Below are 26,467 nucleotides of genomic sequence, written 5' to 3' on the forward strand. Positions count from 1 at the left end.
GTGAGGAGTGAGTAGCGAATAGTGAGTGGAAGCGGCTCGCCGCATCCTCTATTCACTACCCACCACTCCCTACCCACTTGAAGGCAGCTACGATGCAACTCAGTCTCGACCAGGCAAGAGGACTGTGCCGGATGGCGGCACTCGGCGCCGGCGCCAATGAAGAAGCGGCGCAATCGCTCACCGCCTCGATCATATCGGCCGAGGCAGAAGGGCTTTCGAGCGTGGGGCTCACGCATTTCATCGATTATCTCGAAGCGCTCGAGGCCGGCCGCATCGACGGCAACGCCGATCCGGTGATCACAAGGCCGGCGCTGGCGGTCTATCTCTCCGACGCGCGCGGCGGGCTGGCGCATACCGGCTTCGACCGCACCATCGACGACCTCGCCAAGGCGGCAAGGCTGTTCGGCGTCGCCATCTTCTCGCAGAAGAATGCCTATACATGCGGCGCGCTCGGCTACTTCACCGGCCGGCTGGCGGCGCAAGGGCTGGTGTCGTTCGCCGCCACCAATGGCCCGGCCGTTCTGGCTGGTTCCGGCTCGGTCAAGCCGGTCTATTGCACCAACCCGATGTCGTTCGCCGCCCCTGCCGCCGACGGCGCGCCGCTGGTCATCGACCAGTCGTCGAGCGCCACCGCTTTCGTCAACATCCGCAAGGCGGCCGAGGACGGCAAGAAAATTCCCGAAGGCTGGGCGCTGGACGAGAGCGGCAACCCGACCACCGATCCGGCGGCCGCCATGAAGGGCGCCATGCTTGCCTTCGGCGGCCAGCGCGGCGCCAACATCGCGCTGATGGTCGAAGTGCTGGCAGCCGGCCTGTCGGGCGCCAACTGGTCGCTCGACGCGCCATGGTTCAGCGGCGGCCCGGACAGCCCCGGAACCGGCCTGTTCGTGCTTGCCGTCGAACCCAAGCTGCTCGATCCGGATTTCGAGCAGCGCATGAAGGACCAGCTCGACCGGCTGCGCCGCCGCTACGGCGTCCATGTGCCGGGGCGCGCCCGGGCAGAGGCAGCCGAGAAGGCGCAGGCACGCGGCATCACCGCGCCGAAGGCGGTCGTGCAGCGCATTTCCGAATTCGCCGAGCGCTATTCAACCTGAATAGTCCATTATTTCAGACAGTTACCTGAAGACTGCCGGCGCAGGGCGCGGCGCGGTGCGTTTTTTTCTGCGCGCCGCTGAACCTTTTTGCGCTTTGCAAACACCCAGCTTTGTCCAGGGCAAGGCGAGCTTGCCCGATCCACGCCGGGGGAAACAGCAAACCGAAAGCGAAAGCCTGCTTCACGCGGAGGATGTCCCTTTGCGCCTCGGAAAACCCAACCGGAATCAAAAGGAAAATTGCCATGACCAACACCAAGATAACCATGCTCACCGCGGTCCTTCTTCTCGGCTCGTTCATGGGCGCCACCCAGGCAGCCACGTTGAAGGCCGCTCCGGTGAAACCGTCCACGCCCGGCGTCATCACCGCCCCGAGCGGCGGCGCCACCGAGGACCATTACTGCAAGAACGGCCACGCCAAATTCGCCAATTGCAGCGCCGATTTCGTCGCGGCCTGCAAGAAGGTCGGTGGCACCATGTCGGATGTTCAGGGCTGGGGTGGGCGTACTTGCTTCACGCCCTCCTGATACCGTCTCAGGTCAGGCCGCTTCGTCGGCCCCCTGGCTTCGCATGGATGTCATCCAGAAAACCCCGCTTCGGCGGGGTTTTCTGCGTCGACGCCCGCATCGGCAAGGCGTTCTGAGGTGTTTTTGTCCCGACGCAATTCCCAAGGAAGAACCGCCTTGCACTTTTCCTGGAATTGCTCGGAGACAAGGGGGACAGCGACGTCGCGTCACCCTTTGCCTTTGGCGCAAAACGGACTATGAAACGGCTTCAGCCAAGCCATCTGGAACGTGCGCCGGAGCCCGCCATGACCGAAATCTTGCAGACCCCGAAGCTCGTCGTCGTCTTTGGCGGGTCCGGCTTTGTCGGCCGCCATGTCGTGCGCGCGCTGGCCAAGCGCGGCTATCGCATCCGGGTCGCCTGCCGGCGGCCTGACCTTGCAGGCCATTTGCAGCCGCTCGGCAATGTCGGGCAGATCCAGCCGGTACAGGCCAATGTGCGGGTGCGCTGGTCGGTCGACCGCGCCGTCCAAGGCGCCGACCATGTCATCAACCTGGTCGCCGTCCTGCATGAGAGCGGCCGGCAGAAGTTCTCCGCCGTGCACGAGTTCGGCGCCCGCGCGGTCGCCGAGGCGGCGCGCTCCGTCGGCGCCGGCCTCACCCATATTTCAGCGCTCGGCGCCGATCTGGGCTCTGGCTCGGACTACGCACGCACCAAGGCGCTTGGCGAACAGGCCGTCCTGGAGACGATCAAGGATGCGGTGATCTTCCGGCCGTCGATCAATTTCGGGCCTGAGGATTCCTTCTTCAACCGCTTCGCCAACATGGCGCGCTATTCACCGGTGCTGCCGCTGATCGGCGGCGGTCACAACAAGCTCCAGCCGGTCTATGTCGGCGATGTCGCCGAGGCGGTGGCGCGCTCGGTCGAGGGCAAGGTCGATGGCGGCCAGATCTACGAGCTTGGCGGTCCCAAGGTGCTCACCTTCAGGGAATGCATGGAAGAGCTGCTCGAGGTGATCGAGCGCAAACGCCTGCTGGTGCCGGTGCCGTGGTGGGTGGCCAACATCCAGGCCTCTATCCTCGGACTGTTGCCCAATCCGCTGCTGACCAAGGACCAGGTGATGCAGCTGCGCGAGCACAACATCGTTTCCGACGCGGCAACCAAGGCCAACCGGACACTCACCGGGCTGGGCATCCAGCCGCAATCGATCGCGACGGTCCTGCCCAGCTACCTCTGGCGCTTTCGCGCCGCCGGTCAATTCCAGCAGCGCAAGCCCGCGGCATAAACTGCCGCAACCGTCCAAAGGTCAGGCCGGCATCACCTGACTATCGGCCCGCCTAGAGCATTTCACCGTTTCACGGAAACGGCGAACCGCTCTATCTCTTTGTTTTTACGCAATTCCGGACGGAAAACCGTGTCACACTTTTCCTGGAATTGCTCTAGCGAGGTGTGACCTGCATGGGTAAACCACCATGCGGCTGCGTGGTCAGTTTCTGCACCGGCCAGGGCTTCGTTTCAGCGGTCACATCGAAGCGGAAGCGCGATAGCAGGATGGCGAGCGCGATGATCGCCTCCTGCATGGCGAAGCTGGCGCCGATGCAGACGCGCGGCCCCGCGCCGAACGGCAGATACTGGAAGCGGTCGATCTTTTCGCGGTTTCCCGGGTGAAAGCGCTCCGGCAGGAAGGCATCGGGCCTGTCCCAAAGCTTCCGGTGGCGATGAACGACCCATGGCATGACCAGCACGGCCGCGTGCTTGGGGATGTAAAGATCCTTCCACATCTCCGGCACGATCGGTTCGCGGTTGATCGACGGCGCCGGCGGGTAGAGCCTGAGCGCCTCCTCGAAGGCGGCGCGCGTCAACGGCATGGCGTCCAGCCACTTCGTCGGATCGGCTTCGCGCGCCAACACCTGGTCGATCTCCTGTTCGACCCTGTTGCGCTCCCATGGCGATTCGGCCAGGCAATAAAGCGTCCAGCCGAGTGCGCGCGCCGTGGTCTCATGGCCGGCGCCAATGAAGGTGATGATGTTGTCCTCGACCTCGGCCCGGGTCAGCCCCTCTGGCCCCTCGGCCTTGAGCAGGAGCGTCAGGAAATCCTGCGGCACGGCATCGGGATCGCGCCTGACCTTCTCTTCGCGCATCTTGACCGTGTCGGTGACGATCTTGCGGAAATAGGCCATGGTCTTGCGCCCGCGGATGCGGGTGAGCCGCGGCAGCCAGTCGGGCGCGCGCAACAGGTCGAGCGGATCGACACGGCCCATGGTCTCGAACAGACGATCGATCTCATTGGCGAAACTGCCCTGCTCGCCAGCGATCTCGCCGGAAAACAGCGTCTCGGCCAGGATGTCGTAGGTGAGCAGCGTCATGTCATGGGCGATATCGGACATGCCGCCCGCCTCGTAGCGGGTGGCGAACTCGCGCGTGCGCTTCAGCATCGGCTGGGCGAAGCCGAAAATGTGGCGCGGGGTGAACACCGGCGCCATCGCCTTGCGCGACCGCTTCCAGACCTCGCCCTCGGCGGTCAGCAGGCCGTCGCGCAGGATCGGTCGCAGGATCTTCTGGCGCACCGTCGCCATTTTGTAGTTCTTGGCATTGTCGACCAGCACATGGCGGATAAGGCCGGGGTCGTTGGCGATGACCAGCGGCCCGCCGGCGCCGTTGGCCGAAATCCAGGGTTCGTTGTAGGTCGGCTCACCCCACAGTTCGAGCGGGTTGCGGTAGACGATGCGGATCATCTCCAGCGTCGAAGGCGGCGATGTGCGCGGCTTCGGCGCGGGCGGTACGAATGGGGCGGGCTGCGTGTCCATGAAGTGCTCCGCTGTTCGCCCTCAATGTAGTGACTGGCGATGCGGGCGTCCATGTGGCCGAACGGCAGGACGAACCAGGCCAGCGCGAGACGCGAAAGCAGACGGGTCGTCTAATCGCTCGACCGTCAAGGGGGTGAGTGCAAGGCCGTCGTCCTTTCTGTCGATTCTCGTTCGTCCGAATGCCGGGTACAGGGTCGTCTACGCGGTCGACGCGATGATCGCCGCAGGATGAGTTTCGCAGGTGAGATCTTCCTATGTTCGTTGCGCAATCTGCTTACCGAGGCAGTTGCTTCCCGCTTCGCGGAATGATCTCAGCCACGTCCCGGCAGGGACAGCTTGATGCGTCTGTAAGAACGCTGTTGGTGGAATGGTATGGCGGAATCGTCGCAGGCGAGCGACCGAGGTATCAGACAGCGGCTTGCGTTCCTCCGTGCGGATCAAACAGCTCGCCCGTCCGAAGCATCGCATGCATGATCACCGCCAGCTTGCGCGCCAACGCTACGGCCGCTCGCTTGAAGCCGATCCGATCTTTCAGCTCCAACGCCCAGGTTCGCAGGCTGCTGGTATCCGTCGACCGGTTCAGGATAACCGCGGCCGCCTCATATAGCAGTCCGCGCAACTGATTGTCGCCACGGCGCGAGATATGACCATCATTATCGACCTCGCCGGACTGGTAGCGCCTCGGGGTCAGGCCTACCCATGCGCCCACGGCGCGCGAGTTCCTGAAGTTGGCCGGATCCTCCACCGCTGCGGCAAAGGCAGTGGCTGTGACGGTGCCTACACCGGGCACTGACATGAGCAGACGGCAGTGCTGGTCCTCACGCGCCGTCGCGGCCAGCTGCTTGCTCAGCTCTGCGATTTGGTATCGGATACCACTCCATGCCTGAAGCATTGGCACAACAATGCGCGCCAGCTTTTCTTCACCCTGCAGAAGGTCGCGAACGTTGCGTTCGAACACGCTTCCGGCGCCCTTGGGCACGACAAGGCCGAACGTCTTCATCAACCCACGGATTTGATTGGATATCTGCAAACGCATCTTAAGAAGTTGGCGCCGTGCGGTGATCAGCGTGCGGATCAGCATGCTGTCGAAACCTTTGACCCGGACCTCTCGGTAGAAGCCGACCTCGGCCAGATGTGCCAGGCCATCGGCATCGTTCGCATCGGTCTTGTTCGCGGCCATGTCGAGCGCGGCTTTGGCATGCCGCGCGTCGATGCAGATCACCGGCAGGCCCTCTGCCGTCAACGCATGGTAGAACCACACCGACAGCGGCCCCGTTTCGAACACGACCCGCCGGACATGCGGTGCGCGCTTGCGGATCACCGCCGCAAGCAGTTGCGGATCGGACGCGCACTTGCCCCGCCAAATCCTCTTACCGTTCTGCCGGATCGATATTGCCGTCTCTTTCATGGATACGTCGAGACCGATATAGTGTTCCATGGCTGTCCTCCGTTCGGTGGCTGGGCCCGGTGTCGATCGAGAGCCCGTTCTTCATCCTATCGGAGGACAGCCAGCCGGCCAGATGTTCGAACATCGCCGCCACATCTCAGGTGGCCACCGCTTCCGCGATTACTTCATGTTCGTTCATCCGATCGTGACCGCCATGCGCAGGCTCCCGCCTTGTCCGTCGTTGCGCTCTGCCGTAGGGACCGTCAGCAACGGATACCGCCAATCGAAGGAGCCCGCCTTGAAGCACCAGTTGAACATCATCATCGGCAGCACGCGGCCCGGCCGCGCCGGCCCGGTTTTTGCCGAGTGGCTGGAGGCGTTCGCGCGCGAGCATGGAAAATTCGAGCCGGTGCTGACCGATATCGCCGCGTTCGACCTGCCGGTGCTGGACGAGCCGCATCATCCGAGACTTGGCAACTACCAGAACGACCACACCAAGGCCTGGTCGAAGGCGACCGACGCCGCCGACGCGTTTGTGTTCGTGGCGCCGGAGTACAATTATTTCGTCGCGCCGGCGATCGTCAACGCGGTCGACTACCTCGCGCGGGAATGGAAATACAAACCCGCCGCCATTTTCAGCTATGGCGGCGTTTCCGGTGGCCTGCGCGCGGCGCAGGCGCTGAAGCCGTTGCTGACATCGGTCGGAATCATGCCGATCCCGGAGGGCGTCGCGCTGCCGATGTATCAGAAGCTGCTCGACGAAAACCGCGCTTTCAACGCCAGCGAGCAGGTGGCCGGCGGAGCCAAGATCATGCTGGACGAGCTGTCGCGCTGGAGCGAGGCACTGAAGCCGATGCGCGCGGCCTGAACGAGCCGGTTCGAGCCGGCTTGCCCGCGCAATAAAGAGGTGGAATGGTCGGCAAACGACCGAGCCGGGGGGCGGTTCCACTTGCGTTTGCTGTTTGCCTTGCTGCTGATGCTCGCAACCACCGCCACCGCGGTGGCCGAGCGGCGCGTGGCGCTGGTCATGGCCGACGACGATTACCGGCTGGTCCGGGCGCTCGCCAATCCCGTTCACGACGGCGAGGCGATGGAAGCGTCGCTGAAGAAGCTCGGTTTTGAGGTCGTGCTCGAAACCAACCGGGATCTGCGGCGCATGCGGCGCGCACTCGACGATTTTCGCGAAGACGCCAAGGGTGCCGACGTGGCGCTGGTCTATTTCTCCGGCCATGGCGTCGAGATCTCAGGCGACAACCGGCTGCTGCCGGTCGATGCCGACGCGTCCTCGCTCGACGCGCTGGACAAGACCAGCCTGCCGCTGGAAGAGGTGCGCGACGCGGTCGCCGCCACCGCCAAGGTCGGGTTGATCGTGCTCGATGCATGCCGCAGCGATCCGTTCTCGGGGAACGGTGGCGAAGGGCGCGGCGCCACCGCCCTGGCAAAGGATGTCGTGGACAAGGTCAAGCCGGGCCTCGGGCGCGTTGGCCGGGCGGAAAACATCCTGTTTGCTTTTTCGGCCGCGCCCGGCGAGACGGCCGCCGACGGAACCGGCCAGAACTCGCCCTTCACGACGGCGCTGACCAAATATCTCGGCACCGACGGGCTCGAAATCCGCTCCGTGCTGACGCTGGTACAACAGGAGGTCTATGACCTGTCGCGCGGCAAACAGCTGCCCTATGTCGAGAGCGGCCTGCCGAAGCTGTTCTTCGCCGCCACCGCCAGGGAACAGTTGCCGGAGCGCGAACGCCTGCTGCTGGCCATGGCCGACGTGACGCCGGAAATGCGCGGTCAGGTCGAGCAGATCGCCAGCGATGCCGACATGCCGCTGGCGCCGCTCTATGGCGCGCTGATCAGCGCCGACACCAGCCATCTGTCGGCGGACAGGCTGAATGCCCGGCTGCGCGAGGCGGCCGACGCCTTCGTCAAGGTGCGCGCCGAGATGAAGACGCTGGCTGCCGACGATCCGCGGGTCACTGAACTGCGCCGCCAGGCCGAGGAGCAACTGGCCCTGGGCGCCTTCGGCGCGGCCCAGGCGAAGCTCGCCGAAGCGGTCGCCGTCGACGAGGTGTCGCGCAAGGCGCTGAAGGCGAATTTCGTCGACCGCACGCTGTCACAGGCCGCAACACTGTTCCTGTCGGCGGGTGCAGCACGCGCCGACCTCAGCTATGCGGCGGCCATCAAGGGCTATGAAACGGTGCTGTCGCTGTATGGCGAAGCTGGGCAGACCGCTCTCAACCTGGAACAGGCCGACCGTCAGAGCCGCACGCTGGAGGAACTCGGTCAGCTTTATACGACGGTCGGCAATGTCGAGGCGGCCGGCCGCGCCTTCACCGCCCTGTTGGGCGATCTCGAGCAGCGGTCGCGTCAGGAAGCCGATCCCAGCGTCAAGCGGGATCTCGCCATCAGCCACATCAAGCTCGCCAACATAAAAATGGCGCAAGGCGACCTGCCGACCTCGCTCGAAAACTATGAGGCGGCCAGGGGCATGCTGCAGCAGCTGACCGCAAGCATGCCGAATAAGAAGGACTGGCTCGGTGATCTTGCCATGGCCAATGACAAGATCGGCAACGTGCTGGCGACGCAAGGCGACGTGGGCGCGGCGGCTCAGGCCTATCGAGAGAGCCTGTCGATCAAGCAGAAATTGGCCGATGCCGAGCCGGACAGCGCCTATCGGCTGCGCGACCTGACCATAAGCTATGACGAGATCGGCGACCTTGCCCGTGCCGCCGGCCAGTTGGACGATGCCCAGACGGCCTTTGAGGAGAGCCTGAGAATTCGGCTGGTGCTGACGGGGAACAAACCCGATGACCCAGAGCGCCAGCGCGCTGTCGCGGTCAGCCAGGAGCGGATCGGTGACGTGCTGCGCCAGCGCGGCGACGCCGCCGGTGCGCTCGTGGCCTACAGCAACAGCCAGGCAATCGCCGAAGACCTGGTGCGCCGCGACCCTAACGATACCGACTTGAAGCGCGACCTGTCGATCAGTTACGCCAAGATCGGCAACGCGCTCAACGACCAGGAGAACTGGCCGGCGGCACTGGCTTCCTACCGGCAAGCACTGGCCGTGGCGCGTGACCTTGCCGCTGATGACCCCGCCAACACCGAGTGGCAGCGCGACCTGTCGGTCTGCCTGGAAAAGGTCGCCGGCGTGCTTGACGCCCAGGGCAATACCGGCGACGCGCTGCAAAACTACCAGGACAGCCTTGCCATTGCCGACCGGCTGGCCAAGCTCGACCCAGGCAATTCCGACTGGCAACGCGATCTGTCAATCACCCTGTCGGAAATCGGCATGCTGGAGACCAAGCAGCGCCACTTCGAGGGCTCCAAGAAGGCCTTCGAAGCCAGCCTTGGCATCCGCCAGCAATTGGCCCGGTCCGACCCGAACAATGCGATCTGGCAATTCGACCTGGTGCAGGCCTACATCAACTACGCGTATGTGGCCAAGGATCCGAAGGCGGTGCTGACCAAGGCGCTGAACCTGGCGCTGGAGCTCGACCGCACGGGCCGGCTGGCGCCCAGGGACAAACCCACGATCAAATATCTGCGCGGCCTTCTCGCTAAATTCGGCACCCGAAAAAAATAGCCGGCTGCCGGCTCCGCATTTGGGCCGGAAATGCCTGCAAACCTTGGAAAAACCGCCTTTAGCGCCTATATCTTGTGCATAGCAGAGGCGCGATTCGGGGCCGATTTTTCGCGCTGTACAAGCGGCATCTAGACAACAGGTTTTCATGAGCGACCAGATCGAGAACACCAACGGCGCTGAAGCCGAATACGGCGCCGATTCCATCAAGGTTTTGAAGGGGTTGGACGCCGTCCGCAAACGCCCCGGCATGTATATCGGCGACACCGACGACGGTTCAGGCCTGCATCACATGGTCTATGAGGTGGTCGACAACGCCATCGACGAGGCCTTGGCCGGTCACGCCGACCTGGTCACGGTGACGCTCAACCCCGATGGTTCGGTGACGGTTATCGACAATGGCCGCGGCATTCCGACCGATATCCACACCGGCGAAGGCATTTCGGCGGCCGAAGTGATCATGACCCAGCTGCATGCGGGCGGCAAGTTCGACCAGAATTCCTACAAGGTGTCGGGCGGCCTGCATGGTGTCGGCGTGTCGGTAGTGAACGCCCTTTCGGCGTGGCTGAAGCTCAAAATCCGCCGCAATGGCCAGATCTTCGAGATGAGCTTCACGCATGGCAATGCGGACGCGCCGCTGAAAGTCACCGGCGCCTATGAACAGGACAAGCAGCCAGGCACCTATGAGGGGCGCAGCGGCTCGGAAATCACCTTTTTTCCGTCGTCCGAGACCTTCACCATGGTCGAATTCGACTTCGGCACGCTGGAACACCGGCTGCGCGAACTCGCCTTCCTCAATTCCGGCGTGCGCATCGTCTTGACCGATGCCCGCCATGCCGACGTGTTGCGGCATGAGCTGCATTACGATGGCGGCCTCGAAGAGTTCGTCAAATATCTCGACCGGGTCAAGAAACCGCTGATCGACAAGCCGATCGCCATCAAGGCCGAGCGCGACGGCATTACCGTCGAGGTGGCGATGTGGTGGAACGACAGCTACCACGAGAATGTGCTGGCCTTCACCAACAACATCCCGCAGCGCGATGGCGGCACCCATCTGGCCGGCTTCCGTGGCGCGCTGACGCGCCAGATCACCGGCTATGGCGACTCCTCGGGCCTGACCAAGAAGGAAAAGGTCTCGCTGATCGGCGACGATTGCCGCGAAGGCCTGACGGCGGTGCTGTCGGTCAAGGTTCCCGACCCGAAATTCTCCTCGCAGACCAAGGACAAGCTGGTCTCGTCGGAAGTCCGCCCGGTGGTCGAGGGGCTGGTCAACGAGGCGCTCGGCACCTGGTTGGAAGAGCACCCGACCGAGGGCAAGGTGGTCATCGACAAGGTGATCCAGGCCGCGGCGGCGCGCGAAGCCGCGCGCAAGGCGCGCGATATCACCCGCAAGAGCTCGCTCGGCGTCACGTCCCTGCCCGGCAAGCTGGCCGACTGCCAGGAACGCGACCCGGCGAAATCCGAAATCTTCATCGTCGAGGGTGATTCCGCCGGTGGCTCGGCCAAGGGCGGCCGTTCGCGGCAGAACCAGGCGATCCTTCCCTTGCGCGGCAAGATCCTCAATGTCGAGCGGGCACGCTTCGACCGCATGCTCGGCTCCGACATGATCGGCACGCTGATCACCGCGCTCGGCACCTCGATCGGCAAGGACGAGTTCAATGCCGACAAATTGCGCTACCACAAGATCATCCTGATGACCGACGCCGACGTCGACGGTGCCCATATCAGGACCTTGCTGTTGACCTTCTTCTTCCGGCAGATGCCGGAACTGATCGAGCGCGGCCACCTCTACATAGCCCAGCCGCCGCTCTATAAGGTGACGCGCGGCAAGAGCTCGCAATACATCAAGAACGAGAGCGCCTTCGAGGAATTCCTGATCGGCTCCGGGCTCGAGGAAGCCTCGCTTGCGCTGGGCTCCGGCGAGGTTCGGGCCGGGCAGGACCTGCGCAGCGCCATCGACGATGCGCTGGCCGTGCGCCAGCTCATCAACGGCCTGCACACGCGCTACAATAGGGGCGTGGTCGAACAGGCCGCGATCGCCGGCGGGCTCAACCCCGACGTCTTTGCCGACCTTGGTCGTGCCAACGCAATGGCGGAGCGGGTCGCACAACGTCTCGACATCATAGCCGAGGATACCGAGCGCGGCTGGACAGGGCGGATGTCGACGTCGAACGAAGGGATCGGCGGCTATGTGTTCGAGCGCACCGTGCGCAGCGTCAAGGAATACGCCCATCTCGACATGGCACTGATCAATTCGGCCGACGCCCGCCAGCTCGACCGCTACGCACAGCGCCTCAGCGAGGTCTATGGGACGCCGCCGGTGCTGCGCCGCAAGGATATCTCCGAAACCGTCTCGGGGCCTCTGGCGCTGCTCAATGCGGTCTTTGCGACCGGCCGCAAAGGGCTGACCATGCAGCGCTACAAGGGTCTCGGCGAGATGAACGCCGAGCAGCTCTGGGAAACCACGCTCGACCCGAATGTGCGCTCGCTGCTGCAGGTCAAGGTCAATGACGCCACCGACGCGGACTCGCTGTTCTCGCGGCTGATGGGCGACGAGGTCGAGCCGCGGCGTGAATTCATCCAGGACAACGCGCTATCGGTCGCCAATCTGGATATCTGAGGTCTGTGCAAGCTTTTTTGAGACATTGGCGTGCCCCAGGGCCCGCCAATGTCGGCTTGCACAATCAAAATCATTGAGGAGTTGCCGGAACAGAAGGCGTTCAAAGACATTGTGACAGTGTCGATCACAATTTCTTACAGGAGGCTTTCATGGGACGCGGCATTCTACTGTGGCTGCTCGGAGTTCCGATTCCGATCATCATTCTTCTCATGCTTTTCATGCGATAGGAGGCCTCCATGCAGTCCTCCACCCTATCGGCTGTCGGCGTATCGACTGCAACGGAATCATCCTCCACGGCTGTCAGCTGGGGACCGATCATCGCCGGTGCCTTCGCGGCCTCGACGCTGACCTTCATCCTCATGCTGCTCGGCTCCGGGCTTGGGCTAACGATGGTTTCACCCTGGTCGGGCTCTGGCCTCTCGGCGACCAGTTTCGCCGTATCGACTGCGATCTGGCTTGTCGTCGTGCAGTGGTTGTCGTCGGGTGTGGGCGGCTATCTGGCGGGCCGGCTGCGCACCAAATGGGTCGGCATCCACACCGACGAAGTCTATTTCCGTGACACCGCTCATGGCTTCCTCGCTTGGGCATTGGCCACCTTGCTCGTCGTCGGCGTGCTTGGCTCGGCACTTTCGGCGGCGATTGGAACGGGCGTGCAGGCAGCATCCAACGTGGCTTCGGGCGCCGCCACGGGAGCGTCGGCGGGCGCCTCCGCCAATGCCAGCAACGCATCGGCATCGGCCGACAATGCGACCTCCTATCTGGTGGATTCGCTGTTCCGGCCGGCCGATCCGGCCAAGCTCGCCACCGGCAACCCCGGCGATCAGGCCGCCGCGGCGGGGCAGGCCTCGCGCATCCTGATCGCCGGTACCGTCGCGGGCGAGGTATCCGCGGAGGACAAGACATACCTGTCGCAACTGGTGGCCGCGCGCACCGGCCTCTCCGAGGCGGATGCCAAAACGCGTGTCGATGCTGTCCTGGCCAAGGCGCAAGATGCCAAGGTCAAGGCACAGCAGGCGGCCGACACGGCCCGAAAAGCAAGCGCGACTTTCGCCCTGCTCGGCGCCCTGTCACTCGTCATCGGCGCCTTCATCGCCAGTGCCGCCGCGGCGCTTGGCGGCAGGCAGCGCGACGACGAGGAAGCGGTATTTCTCGCGAACCCCTGAACGCAATCGTCCATAGAAAATAGAAACGAGAAGAGCCCGGCTTTGAAACCGGGCTCTTTGCGTTTGTATGTCGAGATTTCTGCCGGCCCGGATCAGTGATCCATGGCCTTGACGATTTCCTCGGTCATCTTCTTGGCGTCGCCGAGCAGCATCATGGTGCCGTCCTTGTAGAACAGCGTGTTGTCGATGCCGGCGTAGCCGGAGCCGAGCGAGCGCTTGACGAACAGGCAGGTGCGCGCCTTGTCGACGTCGAGGATCGGCATGCCGTAAATAGGTGAGCTCTTGTCATCGCGCGCGGACGGGTTGGTGACGTCGTTGGCGCCGATGACATAGGCGACGTCGGCCTGCGCGAATTCGGAGTTGATGTCCTCGAGTTCGAACACTTCGTCATAGGGCACGTTGGCTTCGGCGAGCAGCACATTCATGTGGCCGGGCATGCGGCCGGCGACCGGATGGATGGCGTATTTGACGTCGACGCCGTTGGCCTTGAGCTTGTCGGCCATTTCGCGCAGCGCATGCTGCGCCTGCGCGACCGCCATGCCGTAGCCCGGCACGATGATGACTTTTTGGGCGTTCATCATCAGGTAAGCGGCATCGTCGGCAGAACCCTGTTTGACCGTGCGTTCGATGCCGTCATCGGCGGCAGCAGTCGTCTCACCGCCGAAGCCGCCGAGAATGACCGAGATGAAGCTGCGGTTCATGCCCTTGCACATGATGTAGGACAGGATCGCGCCGGACGAGCCGACCAGCGCGCCGGTGATGATCAGCGCCAGATTGCCGAGCGTGAAGCCGAGTGCGGCCGCCGCCCAGCCCGAATAGGAATTCAGCATCGAGACGACCACCGGCATGTCGGCGCCGCCGATCGGGATGATCAACAGGATGCCGAGCACCAGCGAGGCGGCGACGATCAGCCAGAAGACCAGTTTTGACTCGGTGGTGACGAGCAGGATGATCAGCACGATCAGCGCCACGCCGAGCGCGGCGTTGATGAAGTGGCGGCCGCCGATCATGATCGGCTTGCCGGACATGCGGCCGTCGAGCTTGAGGAAGGCGATGACGGAGCCGGTGAAGGTGATGGCGCCGATGGCGACACCAAGGCTCATCTCGATCAGCGCCTGGGCGTGGATGTCGCCAGCCGTGCCGATGCCGAAGCTTTCCGGCGCGTAGATGGCGGCTGCCGCCACCATGACGGCGGCGAGGCCGACCAGCGAGTGGAAGGCGGCGACCAGCTGCGGCATCGAGGTCATGGCGATGCGGCGCGCGGTGACGGCGCCGACGCCGCCGCCAATGGCGAGGCCAAGCACGATCAGGCCAAAGCGCGGGGCGGATGGAGTTGCCAGCGCCAGCGTGGTGGCGATGGCGATGCCCATGCCGATCATGCCGTAGAGGTTGCCCTGGCGGCTGGTGGTCGGATGCGACAGGCCGCGCAGCGCCATGATGAACAGGACGCCGGAAACGAGGTAGAGGAAGGACGCGAAGTTGGCGTTCATGGCGCTCTACTTGTCCTTCTTCTTGTACATGGCCAGCATGCGCTGGGTGACGAGGAAGCCGCCGAAGATGTTGACCGAAACCAGCATCAGCGCGACGAAGCCGAAGCCGGCGGCAACACCGGAAGCGGCGATGCCGACGGCCAACAGCGCGCCGACGACGATGACCGAGGAGATGGCGTTGGTGACGGCCATCAGCGGCGTGTGCAGTGCGGGGGTCACCGACCAGACGACATAGTAGCCGACGAAGATCGCCAGCACGAAGATGGCGAAACGGAAGACGAAGGGATCGATGGCGCCGCCCGAGAGCGCGTGCGCGGCGTCACCCGCCGCGTCAGTGCCACCAGGAGCGTTGGCCAGGTTCTGCACTGCGAGCCGGACGGCAGCACTGGCCTGGTCGAGCTGGTCGAGGGCTTTCTGCAGGGTCTGATCCATCACGCTGTGCCTTTCGACTTGGAAGAGGGCGACTTGGATGCGGCGGTCTTCCTGGGCGCGGACTTCTTGGGCGAAGCGTCGGCGACCATGGTCTTGGCCGGGATCGCGGCCGGCTCGACATATTGGCCCTTTGGCGGCTGCTGGTCGGCCTTGGCGAAGGCCGGATGAACGACTTTGCCGCCATCGGTCAGCATCGTTGCCTTGACCAGATCGTCATCGCGGTTGATGGCGAGCGTCTTGGTCGTCTTGTCGACCAGCGTCTCGAGGAAGGCGAACAGGTTCCTGGCGTAGAGCAGCGAGGCGGATGCGGCGACGCGGCCGGGCACATTGAGGTGGCCGACGATTTTTACGCCATTGGCCGTGTTCACCACCTGACCTGGAACCGCGCCTTCGACATTGCCGCCACGCTCGACCGCGAGGTCGACGAGCACCGAGCCCGGCTTCATCGAAGCGACCATGGCCGCCGAGACCAGCTTCGGCGCCGGCCGGCCGGGGATCAGCGCCGTGGTGATGACGATGTCCTGCTTGGCGATGTGCTCGGCGGTGAGCGCCGCCTGCTTGGCCTGGTATTCCCTGGACATTTCCTTGGCGTAGCCGCCTGCCGTCTCGGCGGCCTTGAACTCGTCGTCCTCGACGGCCAGGAATTTTGCACCGAGCGAGGCGACCTGTTCCTTGGCGGCGGGGCGCACGTCGGTGGCGGTGACGACCGCACCGAGGCGGCGTGCGGTGGCGATCGCCTGCAGGCCGGCGACGCCGACGCCCATGATGAACACCTTGGCGGCAGGAACAGTGCCGGCCGCCGTCATCATCATCGGCAGCGCACGGTCATATTCCGAGGCGCCGTCGATCACCGCCTGATAGCCGGCGAGGTTGGCTTGGCTGGACAGGACGTCCATCGATTGCGCGCGGGTGATGCGCGGCATGAATTCCATCGAGAAGGCGGTGACACCGGCCTTGGCCAGCGCCGCGACGGCGGCATCGTTGCCATAGGGGTCCATGATTGCGATGACGGCGGCGCCGGATTTGTATCCCTTCAGCTCGGCTTCCGACGGCCGGCGGACCTTGAGCACGACATCGGCCTTGCCAACATCCGCGGCCTTGCCGATGGCAGCTCCCGCCTTGGCGAACTCTTCGTCGGGGATGCGCGACCTGGTGCCGGCACCGGTCTCGACGACGACATCGAAGCCAAGTCCGGCCAGCCGCTTCACCGTATCGGGCGACGCCGCGACACGCGGTTCGTTCGCGTCAAGCTCACGAGGGATGAAAACCGTCTGTCCCACCGCATGATCCTTTCGGCTGGAACCTGTCTGCGCAAAGTGTCGGCCGGGGCGTCCGGCGACGTCAAGGCAAGAGGGTTTTGGAAAGTCTACCGCAGAATGAAAGCGCCAACGGCCATGATCAGGATGAACAGGATGGTCGCCGAGAAGAAGCCGCCAGCGAAGAAGCCGAAAGCCATCGCCAGGAGTATGGCGCCGCAGAAAAGCGATCCGTATTTGGCCAGCATGAGAAAGCCCGCATAGGTGCGGTCATGCTCGGCGTAGTCCATCTTCGCGCCCAGTTCTACAGGACCGCTCGGCGTGTGATCAGCCATAGGAATACCCCTTCGAAGACATCTTTGAGGCACATAGCGAAAAGCCGGGCCAAGAGCAATGGCGCTATTGCCGCATCGCAGCCGACAACTGCCTCAAGGGAAAATTGAAACTGCCGTCAGCTCCGTTGAAGCTGCTGTGAGAATTTGGCGGTTCTGGACGTTGTCGCGGGGGAGTATCGTCGCCGGATGAACAGCCGGTGGTGAAGCGCCATGACCACGCCCATACAGACATTTGACTGGAACGAAACTGCCATTGCGTGGGGGACCGCCGGCTCAGGCCCTCCGATCGTGCTCGTGCATGGCACGCCGTTCTCCTCGCATGTCTGGCATCGCGTCGCACCGGAACTGGCGCGCGAGCATACGCTGTATTTCTACGATCTTCCCGGATATGGGCGATCCACCAAACGGGAAGGCCAGGATGTTTCGCTGGGCATCCAGAACGAGGCGCTGGCGGCGATGCTGGCCTTTTGGAAGCTCGATCGACCCAAGATCATCGCCCATGATTTCGGCGGCGCCACGGCGCTACGCGCGCACCTGATCGACGGCCGTGACTATGACAGGTTGCTTTTGATCGACCCGGTGGCGGTGCGGCCATGGGGCTCGCCCTTCGTTCAGCATGTCCGGCGACATGAGGCCGCCTTCGCCGGCGTGCCTGACTACATACAGGTGGCGATCCTGAAGGCGTATGTTTCGGGCGCTGCGGCCAGGCCTCTGTCGGACAGCGAACTGGAACCCTACATCGCGCCTTGGACCGGGCCTATTGGCCAGCCGGCTTTCTATCGGCAGATCGCCCAGATGGACCCGCGTTTCACCGACGAGGTCGAACCGCTCTACGGTGAACTCCGCTGCCCCGTCGCTTTGCTGTGGGGAGAGGACGACCGCTGGATATCGCCGCAAAGCGGCCAAAAGCTCGCGGCCATGTTGCCGGATTGCGCCTTGACCCTCGTCCCCGGTTCCGGCCATCTCATGCAGGAGGACAGGCCGGAGGCCATCGTCGCCGCAGCGCTACGCTTCTTCGCTGGCTGAGAGTTAATGCTGACGCAATTCCCAAGGGCAAGCGCTATACGCTTTTATCGGGAGACCCGCCTTACATTTTCCTGAAATTGCGCCGGCTTCAGCCGGCGAGGTGCGGGAACAATCCAAGCAGGCCGGCGATGATCAGGTAGATCGCGACAATGTAGTTCAACAATCGTGGCATCACGAGGATCAGCACGCCGGCTATCAAGGAGATCAGCGGCGTGAGCGCGAGCGTTGAAACGGTCATATGGGGAACTCCTTTCGACCCTGTCTGGTCGACGATTGTATGGCCCACGCGATAACGACGCGACAGCCGCTGGCGCACATTCCCGGCGCGCCCGCCGTCACCCAGAACGCGGAAACCGCCTGGAAGCTCCACGGATGTCGGGAAAAATCGCACGGCGTCGGTCGCGAGGCCTCAGGCGGCTTCGCGAAAATACTTTGCCGTCGGCAGGATGGTCAGCGGTGCCAGTTCGCCCGCACCAGGCGTCTCGAACAGCATGCGCTGCTCCAGCGGCGTCGAGCGGAAGAAGGGGAACCGGGAGAAGGAGCGCTCGCGGATTGCGTTGACGTTGGCGCGGTAGAGCACGACCTTGTAGTTCAGTCCCGGATAGTCGCGCAATTCGCCGATCTGTTCGGAGCAATAGATGCGGCGATAGAAGCCCGCATGCTCAGGCCGGATGGTGGAAAGGCAGTAGGGCGCATCGAAGTAGAAGCAGGCCATGCCGGCAAGGCGCAGCGTGAGATAAGGAATCTGCGGATAAACCCTCGACCAGTCCGGGTCGGCGGCAAAGCGGCTCGGATCGGCAAAATGCGCGCCGGCGGCAAGCATTGGCCGCAGGATGTCACCATAAACCGTGGTGGAAGGCGACTGCGGCGTCTCGTGGCAGGCATGGTGGATGCGCAGCGTGCTGACCAGGTCGCCGTCAATGTAGATGCCGAACTTCGAACAGTTCTCGGCTTCATCCAGCTCGTCGTGGATAATATGGTCCGGATTCTCCGGCACCATATCGCTCAACCGGTAGGATTTGTAGCGCAACCTGTAGATGTCTTCGAGGTCTTCGCCTTTGTCGCAGCGGCGATATTCAGTGCGCTCCAACATCGCGGAGATGTTTCGGGCAAAGCTCGACATGTTGTCGGGCGAATTTTCTTCGCTCACGCCCGCCACCTGGCGAAGCGCTGTCAAATGCGCGTCCATGGACTTTCCCCGTAAATGCCGCCGCGTTTCAACCCTACGACGAGACCACGGGATGTAAAGATGAAAATGATTCGGGCACTGTTTACCGAACGTTAAGGTTAACAATCGGTAAAATTTTACTAAAATCAAAAGCATCCGTCCCGCAAACTAGCCGCGGGATGCCCTCTTGGCGCTTTTGATCTCCTTGGCAAAGGGCCAGACCGTGGTCGACATGGTCTCGATGCCGGACGCGCTGAGCGCGGAGCCGAACAGGAAGCCCTGCACGAGATCCGGCTTGACCTCGAGCGCCAGGATCTTGAGCTGTTCGAAGGTTTCGACGCCTTCGACCGTTACCGAAAGCCCCAGCGGCCGCGAAAGATTGACGATGCCCTTGAGCAGCTCCAGGGAACGGGAGTTCTGGGTGACGTCCATGAGGAACGAACGATCGATCTTGATCTTGTCGAGCGGCAGCTTGTGCAGATAGCTCAGGCTCGAATAGCCGGTGCCGAAGTCGTCGAGCGCGATGCGCACGCCAATCTGCTTCAGCTCCTCGATGTACTGGCGCGTCAGCGACTTGTCGTCGAGCAGCGCCGTTTCGGTGACCTCGATCTCCAGCCGGCCGGCAGCGAGACCGGAGCTCGCCAAGGCATCGCGAACCTTCTGGATGACGTCGCGGCTGCGGAAATCCTTGGCGGAAAGGTTGACCGAGACGCTGGTCTGGTCAGGCCATTTGGCACATTCGGTGCAGGCCGCATGCAGCACGAAGGTGCTGATTTCCGAAATGATGCCCATTTCCTCGGCCAGCGGAATGAAGATGCCTGGTGAGACCGGTCCGAGATCGGGATGGTCCCAGCGGCACAGCGCCTCGCAACTGGCGATGCGCATGGTGCTCATCGCCACGATCGGCTGGTAAACCACCCGCAGGCCCTTGCTTTCCACGGCGCTGCGCAGGTCAGCCTTCATCAACTGGCGATTGCGGAACGCGGCATCCATCGCCGCCTCGAACAGGCGCCAGCCGTTCTTGCCGAGTTCCTTGGCCTTGTAGAGCGCCAGGTCGGCCTTGACGATCATCGCGTCGACATCGCTGTCCCTGACCCGCGACAGCACCGCGCCGCCACTGGCCTGGATGCGCAGCCCGTGGCCGGCGACGTCCACTTCGCCCTGCAACGCGGCAAAGATCTCATCGATCTGGATGGTCAGGTGGCTCTCATCCTCGATGCGGTCGAAGAAAACCATGAACTCGTCGCCGCCGAAACGGCTGACAGTGATGCCTTGCCCGGCGACGGCGGCAAGACGTTCGGCGACCGCATAGATCAACCCGTCGCCGATCGGATGCCCAAGCGTGTCGTTGACGCTCTTGAAATCGTCGAGGTCGAGCACGGCGAGGCCGCAGAGACGGTCGCGGTCGCCCGAAGCCATCGCCTCGCCGATCAGTTCATGGAAATAGGCGCGATTGGGCAGGCCGGTGAGATTGTCGTAGCGCGCCATGAAGCGGATCTTGTCTTCCGCCTCGACGCGCGCCGTCACGTCCTCGAAGGTGATGACCCCCAGTTCCTGGCTGCCTTCGCGGGCCGAGAATTCATAATGCTGGCCATTGGCGAGGGAAACCAGAACCTTGCGGTCGCGGCCTTCGCGCAGCGCGCGCGTCAGCTGGGCCTCAATGTAGCGGCAGTCCTTCGGCGCCAGCATGCCGCCGGCGACGCCGCGCATCAGGAGACCGTGGATCGATCGTCCGAGCAGCGCGTCGGCCGATTTGAGCGACATCAAATGCGCGGCCTCGGCATTGGCGACCGCCACCCGGCCGTCCGGGCCAAGCATGACGAGGCCGTGCGACATGGTGTTGAGCGCCCGGTTGAAACGCTGGGCGAGGCGGTTTGCCTTCTTTTCCTCCGACAGCGCCGCGAAAAGCACCTCGCGGACCAGATCGGCGAAGCGCTTGATGGCGAACAGGAAGGGCGCCGAAAGCAGGCCAAGGATGAAATGGTAGGGATCGCCGCGCAGGATGAAGCCGAGAGAGATCGGCCAGGTCATGGTCATGATGAAGATCATCACCATCCTGGGCGAACCATAGTTGCGGCCGGCGATGGACGTGGCCGACGCCAGCGTCACGCAGACCGCGGCGATCTCGGCAAATCCGTCATAGGCGAGATAGATGCCGACGAAACAGAAGGTTCCCAGCATGAAACCATGCATGGAGCCGTAGAAAATATAGTCGTTCTCGCGCCGGCGGGCTTCCTCCCAGCTCTTGGGCGTCGGCGCATGCCGGTACTTGCGGATGTTGCGCAAGCGCAGGAAGGCGACGGCCAGGAAACCAAACGTCACCGCAAGGTAGGCCGGGTCCCTGGTCTTCCAATAGACGAGCACCACCAGCAGGGTCTGGGCAAAGAATCCGATCGAAAGCGTCAGTCCGTCGCGAAACAGGGTTTCCACGAACGGAATGTAGACGTCGACCGGGATCTCGTTCTTTTTTCTCAGATTCACGCCTGAATCCCAACCCTTGGGAGCCAAGCAGTGCCATATTCGCCTTAAGAAACATTTAGAGGAGCGGCCGCCCGCTCACGGTCAAGGGAGTTGACGCTAGGGAAAGTCGGGAAAATGCGGTTCAGGTAAACAAGCCGTATCCGTCATTCGGCGGCCTGGAGTTCCGGCCGCTTCGAGGCGGCTGACAGGCGTTCGAGGAGCCTTTGGCGCTCGCCAGCGGCCTTTTCGGCGCTGGCTTGCCGGACATGGCCATAACCACGGATGAGTGCAGGAACCGACATGAGGGCGGTCGCTGCCTCGATCTTGCCCGGCGCCAGCGACTTGGCGACAAGCTCAAGATCGCCCTCGTACTGGGCCAAAAGCTGCCGTTCCATGCGCCGCTCGCCGGTGTAGCCGAACAGGTCGAAAGCGGTGCCGCGCAGGCCCTTGAGCGCCGCCAGCAGGCGAAACCCCTTCATCATCCAGGGGCCGAAGCTCGATTTCCTCGGTTTGCCGTCATTGCCGCGCCGGCCCATGATCGGCGGCGCGAGATGGAATTCGAGCTTCTCGTAGCTCTGGAACTGCTTGCCAAGCTCGGCGGCGAAGGAACCGTCGGTGTAAAGCCGCGCCACCTCGTACTCGTCCTTGATCGCCATCAGCTTGAACAGATTCCTGGCCGCAGCCTCGGTCACGGCGGTCGAACCCGGCACCGCCTTCGTTTCGGCAGCACGCAGGCGGGCCAGGCTGTCGGCATAACGCTTGCCGTAGGCGGCGTTCTGATAGGCGGTGAGGAAGGCGACGCGGCGGCCAATGATCTCGTCCAGCGTCTGCGCGACCGGGGCGGCCTGCCCGGCCTTGCCCGGCTGGGCGACGAGGCCACGCACGAAATCCGGCTGGTGCGCCGCGCGGCGGCCCCAGCGGAAGGCGGCGATGTTCATCGCCACGGCTTCGCCGTTGAGTTCGATCGCCCTTTCGACCGCCTCGGCCGACAGCGGCAGGCCACCATGCTGGAAGGCAAAGCCGAGCATGAACATGTTGGCGCCGAGCGAATTGCCGAACAGCGCGGTGGCGGTGCGGGTGGCATCGAAGAAATGCGCCTTGTCGTCGCCGGCCGCGCTCCGGATCGCCTTCTTCAGGCGCTCGATGGGCAGCGAGAAATCGGCCGAGCGCGCAAACTCGCCGGGCATGATCTCGGCGGTGTTGGCGAGAAAGATCGTATGGCCCTCGCGCACCGCCGTCAGCACCTTCTTGGCGCCCGACACGACGAGGTCGCAGCCAAGCACCAGGTCGGCCTTGCCCGCCGAAACGCGGATGGCATGGATGTCGTCCGGCGTGCGGGCGATGCGCACATGGGTAAACACCGAACCGCCCTTCTGGGCGAGGCCGGCCATGTCGATCATGCCGCAGCCCTTGTCCTCGAGATGGGCGGCCATGCCGAGCACCGCACCGACGGTGACCACGCCGGTGCCGCCGACGCCGTCGATGATCGCGGCCCAGCCTTCGGCGCCCAGCGGGAATTCGGCCGGGGTCGGCACGCCGTCGAGCGGATCGGCTTTGCCGGCCAGGCCCTCGGCCTTCCTGATCTTGGCGCCGTGCACGGTGACGAAGGAAGGGCAGAAGCCGTTGATGCAGGAGAAGTCCTTGTTGCAGCTCGACTGGTCGATCTTGCGCTTGCGGCCGAATTCGGTCTCGACCGGCTGGATCGAGACGCAGTTCGACTGCACGCCGCAGTCGCCGCAGCCCTCGCAGACCAGCTCGTTGATGAAGACGCGCTTGTCGGGATCGGGAAAGGTGCCGCGCTTGCGGCGTCGGCGCTTTTCGGCCGCGCAGGTCTGGTCGTAGATCAGGATCGAGACACCCTTGACGTCGCGCAGCTCGCGCTGGACGAGATCGAGGTCGTCGCGGTGATGGATGGATGCGCCGGCGGGGAATTCGACCTTGCCCGCATATTTGTCGGGCTCGTCGGTGACGATGGCGATGCGGTCGACACCCTCTGCCCGCACCTGCCTGGCGATCATCTCGACGGTCAGGCCACCCTCATGCGGCTGGCCGCCGGTCATGGCGACGGCGTCGTTGTAGAGTATCTTGTAGGTGATGTTGGCTTCGCTCGACAGGGCGAAGCGGATCGCCAGCGTGCCGGAATGGTTGTAGGTGCCGTCGCCGAGATTCTGGAAGATGTGGTCGCGCTTGGAGAACGGCGCCTGGCCGACCCATTGCGCGCCCTCGCCGCCCATGGCCGTGAAGCCGAGCGTGTTGCGGTCCATCCACAGCGCCATGAAATGGCAGCCGATGCCGGCGGCGGCGATCGAGCCGTCCGGCACCTTGGTCGAGGAATTGTGCGGACAACCCGAACAGAAGAAAGGCGTGCGCGAGCCGATGTCGGTGGCGTCCGCAAGCATCGCCTGGAACTGTCGCAGCTTGCCCACCCGCGCCGAAATCTCTTCCGACGGACCAATGGTCTTCACGATCTTCTCGCCGAGCGCAATCGCGATCTCGTTGGGATCGAGCGCACCCTTGGCGGGAAACAGCCAGTCGCCGCGCTCGTCTTTCTTGCCGACGATGACCGGTTGCGAGGCGGTGCCGTAGAGGCTTTCGCGCAGTTGCACCTCGATCAGCGAGCGCTTTTCCTCAACCACGACGATGGTATCGAGGCCGCGGGCAAAGTCGGCGATGTGATGCAGATCGAGCGGCCAGGGGCAGCCGACCTTGAACAGCCGCACGCCGATGCGGTTGGCGGCCGCCTCGTCGATGCCGATGTCCTCCAGCGCCTGGCGCACATCCAGATAGCTCTTGCCCAGGGTGATGATGCCGATCTTCGGGCTGCGGCCGCCCGAATAGACGATGCGGTTCAATCCGTTGGCATGGATGAAGGCGGAAGCCGCGGCGCGCTTGTGTTCATGCAGGCGCTCCTCCTGGCCCAGCATGTCGATCTCGTGGCGGATGTTGAGGCCGCCGGGTGGCATGTCGAACTCCGGCACGACGATGTTCAGCCGCTCGAGCGAGGCATCGACCGAGGCCGTCGATTCGATATTGTCCTTGACGCATTTGATCGCCGCCCAGGTGCCGGCAAAGCGCGACATGGCAAAGCCGTAGAGGCCGTAGTCGATGATCTCCTGGACACCCGCCGGGTTGAGGATCGGCACCATGGTGTCGACGAACAGGAATTCGGTGGCATGCGCATTGGTCGAGGATTCGGCCATGTGGTCGTCGCCCATCAGCGCGAGCACCCCGCCATGCTTCGACGAGCCGGCGAGATTGGCGTGGCGGAACACGTCGCCGGAACGGTCGACGCCAGGCCCCTTGCCGTACCAGACGGAAAACACGCCATCGTGGGTGCCCTCGCCCAGCAGTTCCGTCTGCTGCGATCCCCAGCAGGCGGTCGCGGCAAGCTCCTCGTTGAGGCCCGGCTGGAAGACGATGTCGGCCCCGGCGAGCTGCTTCTTGGCCTTCCACAGCTGCATGTCGAGGCCGCCGAGCGGCGAACCGCGATAGCCAGAGACGAAGCCGGCCGTGTTCAAGCCCGCGCGACGGTCGCGCTCGCGCTGCATCAGAAGCATGCGGATGACCGCCTGCGCGCCGGACAGGAAGATGCGCTCCTTCCCGAGATCGAACTTGTCGTCGAGCGCGACATCGTGCAGCGTCATCAGGCATTTCCTCTGCGAAGGCCGCGTGGGGCAGCAGCCAACGTCGGGATCGGATGACGCATCCTTTCTCCCCTTGCAAGTCAGGTCAAACAAAATCGAAGGGACCGGGTGCCGCGCAACAAACAGTCCGGCAGGTGCCGGATCGCGCACGAACCAGCGCGCCGATCGTGCGACGACGCACGAAAATTCCAGCCAAATCGATGCCGGTCGGAAAGTGTCAGCCGGCTTTCGAACAATCCGGCTTCGGCTCGCCGGGCAGCTTGCCGTCGGGATGGCCGGCGAGGTCGGGATTGGCCGTATAGAGCTGGTCGATGACCAGCGGCCGGTCGGGCAGGATCGACTGGTCTTCCGTCGACATCAGCGTGGTGTCGATCTTCTGCAGGACCGCACCGTCGGCGCCCTTGATGCTGATGGCGATGGCATAGGGCTTGTTCTTGACGATGCAGGTCAGCGCCGGGCTCTCAAGGCTCACCTTGCCGAGCTTCGGCCAGACCTTCTGCTCGACCACGATAGGCGCACCACCGGCCGGATTCTGGAAACTGGCGACCGCCACCTGGCCCTCGCCCATCGGCCGCAAGGGCCGCAGCGTGACGACATAGGTCGCCCGGGCGAGACGGTAGTTGAAGACGAATATCTTGCCCGAAACCTCGAACAACTTGCCTTCGCCGTCCTTGCCCGTATCCCGGCAGGCGCCGAGTGCCGCGGCGGCGATCAGCATGGCGCCGACAACGACCGAGCGGGAAATCCTTCTAAGCATCCTTGACCTCATGGGCCGCCATGCGGCGGCGGCGATAGTGACGGCTTGCCTTCTGCCGGTTGCCGCACACCGCCATGTCGCACCAAAGGCGACTGGAATTGCGGCTCCTGTCGACGAACAGCCAGGTGCAGTTGGGACATATCCTCAATCTCGCGACTGTATCGTCCCGCAGCAGCGACAGCGCCGAAACCGCCAGCGCCGCCTCGAAGGCGATCGGCGTCACGGGGTCGCCGAACGGCCTTCCCGGCGCGCCGATCTCGGTCCGGCTGCCAGCCAGGCCCTCGGCACAGGCCGTCAGGAACCCGGGCATATCCGCGGTCGCGAGCACCCCTTTCGACACCGCACCGCGAAACAGCCGGTCGGTCGCCTCGCGGATCGACAGCACGACGGGGGCGATCGCCGCCGGCGAGGAAACCGCAAGCCGCCTGTCGCCAAGCTCGTCGGCGCGAAAACCACTGGCCGCCTCGGCAAAGCGGGCGATTTCGGCGGGATCGTCGAAGCGGTCGAAGGTGCGCTGGGGATCGCCGCGCAGCACGACGGTGTTCGCCGTATCGAGCGCGAGCAGGCCGCCGGTGAAGCGATGCGGGGTCCAGGCAACTGTCATGCCCAAAATCTAACCGATAAATCGCATTTGACAAGTTAGATTCGCCGATGCAAACCTCTTATGGGTAAGCTATCGTCGCCTTTGTCTTGAGCATTCCGTCTGTCCAACCGCTGTGCGCTTTGGGCGACATGCTTTGCAGGTTTTGC

The 26,467-nt window shown here is 63.7% G+C and carries 21 protein-coding genes; 8 read left to right on the top strand and 13 right to left on the bottom strand.

All coding sequences use genetic code 11. The annotated features are described in order from the left end of the window. The first annotated feature begins 92 nt into the window (after positions 1-92). A complete protein-coding gene (locus tag MESOP_RS01495) occupies positions 93-1,094 on the top strand; it encodes an Ldh family oxidoreductase (RefSeq protein ID WP_041163962.1) in 1,002 nt (333 codons plus the stop codon). 13 nt (positions 1,095-1,107) lie between these two features. Here the strand turns inward: MESOP_RS01495 and MESOP_RS01500 are convergent, their stop codons facing one another. Continuing rightward, a complete protein-coding gene (locus tag MESOP_RS01500) occupies positions 1,108-1,338 on the bottom strand; it encodes a hypothetical protein (protein WP_041163963.1) in 231 nt (76 codons plus the stop codon). Between MESOP_RS01500 and MESOP_RS01505 the strand changes: the two genes are divergently transcribed. Together MESOP_RS01505 and MESOP_RS01510 are read left to right on the top strand one after the other, a co-directional pair. Further along, positions 1,337-1,618 carry a hypothetical protein gene (locus MESOP_RS01505; RefSeq protein ID WP_013891547.1) on the top strand — a complete coding sequence of 94 codons (282 nt, stop codon included), beginning with the start codon at positions 1,337-1,339 and terminating at the stop codon, positions 1,616-1,618. The two genes, MESOP_RS01500 and MESOP_RS01505, sit on opposite strands and share 2 nt — an antisense overlap. A 284-nt stretch (positions 1,619-1,902) precedes the next feature. Further along, complete coding sequence (locus tag MESOP_RS01510) at positions 1,903-2,880, top strand: complex I NDUFA9 subunit family protein (protein ID WP_013891548.1); 978 nt, start codon at positions 1,903-1,905, stop codon at positions 2,878-2,880. Between the two features lie 154 nt (positions 2,881-3,034). Here MESOP_RS01510 and MESOP_RS01515 read toward each other — a convergent pair whose 3' ends face one another. Next, positions 3,035-4,402 (bottom strand): cytochrome P450, encoded by a 1,368-nt coding sequence (locus tag MESOP_RS01515; protein ID WP_013891549.1) that lies wholly within the window; start codon positions 4,400-4,402, stop codon positions 3,035-3,037. A gap of 406 nt (positions 4,403-4,808) precedes the next feature. Next, positions 4,809-5,840 carry an IS110 family RNA-guided transposase gene (locus MESOP_RS01520; protein ID WP_013891550.1) on the bottom strand — a complete coding sequence of 344 codons (1,032 nt, stop codon included), beginning with the start codon at positions 5,838-5,840 and terminating at the stop codon, positions 4,809-4,811. A gap of 247 nt (positions 5,841-6,087) precedes the next feature. Here MESOP_RS01520 and MESOP_RS01525 point away from each other — a divergent pair, with 247 nt between their 5' ends. The 4 genes from MESOP_RS01525 (at position 6,088) to MESOP_RS01540 (ending at position 13,149) form a co-directional block, all read left to right on the top strand. Next, positions 6,088-6,657 carry an NADPH-dependent FMN reductase gene (locus tag MESOP_RS01525; RefSeq protein ID WP_041164472.1) on the top strand — a complete coding sequence of 190 codons (570 nt, stop codon included), beginning with the start codon at positions 6,088-6,090 and terminating at the stop codon, positions 6,655-6,657. An 81-nt stretch (positions 6,658-6,738) separates the two neighbouring features. After that, a complete protein-coding gene (locus tag MESOP_RS01530; RefSeq protein ID WP_013891552.1) occupies positions 6,739-9,369 on the top strand; it encodes a caspase family protein in 2,631 nt (876 codons plus the stop codon). Between the two features lie 145 nt (positions 9,370-9,514). Beyond that, positions 9,515-11,986: a DNA topoisomerase (ATP-hydrolyzing) subunit B gene (gene gyrB / locus MESOP_RS01535; protein WP_013891553.1), complete on the top strand. Its 2,472-nt coding sequence runs from the start codon at positions 9,515-9,517 to the stop codon at positions 11,984-11,986. 236 nt (positions 11,987-12,222) lie between these two features. Beyond that, positions 12,223-13,149 carry a membrane protein gene (locus tag MESOP_RS01540; protein ID WP_013891554.1) on the top strand — a complete coding sequence of 309 codons (927 nt, stop codon included), beginning with the start codon at positions 12,223-12,225 and terminating at the stop codon, positions 13,147-13,149. Positions 13,150-13,241: 92 nt separating this feature from the next. Here MESOP_RS01540 and MESOP_RS01545 read toward each other — a convergent pair whose 3' ends face one another. The 4 genes from MESOP_RS01545 to MESOP_RS01560 all read right to left on the bottom strand — a co-directional run bounded on the left by MESOP_RS01545 (position 13,242) and on the right by MESOP_RS01560 (position 16,662). Next, complete coding sequence (locus MESOP_RS01545; protein ID WP_013891555.1) at positions 13,242-14,639, bottom strand: NAD(P)(+) transhydrogenase (Re/Si-specific) subunit beta; 1,398 nt, start codon at positions 14,637-14,639, stop codon at positions 13,242-13,244. A 6-nt stretch (positions 14,640-14,645) separates the two neighbouring features. Beyond that, positions 14,646-15,071, bottom strand: a complete 426-nt coding sequence (locus MESOP_RS01550; protein WP_013891556.1) for an NAD(P) transhydrogenase subunit alpha part 2 — start codon at positions 15,069-15,071, stop codon at positions 14,646-14,648. After that, complete coding sequence (locus tag MESOP_RS01555; RefSeq protein WP_013891557.1) at positions 15,071-16,351, bottom strand: Re/Si-specific NAD(P)(+) transhydrogenase subunit alpha; 1,281 nt, start codon at positions 16,349-16,351, stop codon at positions 15,071-15,073. Before MESOP_RS01555 ends, MESOP_RS01550 begins: the two co-directional genes overlap by 1 nt. Positions 16,352-16,437: 86 nt before the next feature. Then, a complete protein-coding gene (locus MESOP_RS01560; RefSeq protein ID WP_013891558.1) occupies positions 16,438-16,662 on the bottom strand; it encodes an aa3-type cytochrome c oxidase subunit IV in 225 nt (74 codons plus the stop codon). 210 nt (positions 16,663-16,872) lie between these two features. Between MESOP_RS01560 and MESOP_RS01565 the strand changes: the two genes are divergently transcribed. Continuing rightward, positions 16,873-17,688, top strand: coding sequence for an alpha/beta fold hydrolase (locus MESOP_RS01565; RefSeq protein WP_013891559.1), 816 nt, complete (start codon positions 16,873-16,875; stop codon positions 17,686-17,688). 88 nt (positions 17,689-17,776) lie between these two features. On the opposite strand, the gene MESOP_RS33210 is transcribed toward MESOP_RS01565, so the two are convergent. The 6 genes from MESOP_RS33210 to MESOP_RS01590 form a co-directional block, all read right to left on the bottom strand. After that, the gene (locus MESOP_RS33210; protein ID WP_013891560.1) at positions 17,777-17,926 is read right to left on the bottom strand and encodes a DUF3096 domain-containing protein; all 150 of its coding nucleotides are present in this window, start codon (positions 17,924-17,926) and stop codon (positions 17,777-17,779) included. 171 nt (positions 17,927-18,097) lie between these two features. Beyond that, complete coding sequence (locus tag MESOP_RS01570; RefSeq protein WP_013891561.1) at positions 18,098-18,877, bottom strand: N-acyl amino acid synthase FeeM domain-containing protein; 780 nt, start codon at positions 18,875-18,877, stop codon at positions 18,098-18,100. Between the two features lie 147 nt (positions 18,878-19,024). Next, entirely contained in the window at positions 19,025-21,337 is a 2,313-nt protein-coding gene (locus MESOP_RS01575) for a putative bifunctional diguanylate cyclase/phosphodiesterase (RefSeq protein WP_013891562.1), read from the bottom strand. A 143-nt stretch (positions 21,338-21,480) separates the two neighbouring features. Continuing rightward, the gene (locus MESOP_RS01580; protein WP_013891563.1) at positions 21,481-24,960 is read right to left on the bottom strand and encodes an indolepyruvate ferredoxin oxidoreductase family protein; all 3,480 of its coding nucleotides are present in this window, start codon (positions 24,958-24,960) and stop codon (positions 21,481-21,483) included. Positions 24,961-25,177: 217 nt separating this feature from the next. After that, complete coding sequence (locus MESOP_RS01585) at positions 25,178-25,717, bottom strand: hypothetical protein (protein ID WP_013891564.1); 540 nt, start codon at positions 25,715-25,717, stop codon at positions 25,178-25,180. Further along, the gene (locus tag MESOP_RS01590) at positions 25,710-26,321 is read right to left on the bottom strand and encodes a CGNR zinc finger domain-containing protein (RefSeq protein ID WP_013891565.1); all 612 of its coding nucleotides are present in this window, start codon (positions 26,319-26,321) and stop codon (positions 25,710-25,712) included. The genes MESOP_RS01585 and MESOP_RS01590 overlap by 8 nt, the downstream gene beginning before the upstream one ends. Between the last annotated feature and the right edge of the window lie 146 nt (positions 26,322-26,467).

Source organism: Mesorhizobium opportunistum WSM2075, from assembly GCF_000176035.2.
Classification (GTDB): Bacteria; Pseudomonadota; Alphaproteobacteria; order Rhizobiales; family Rhizobiaceae; genus Mesorhizobium; species Mesorhizobium opportunistum.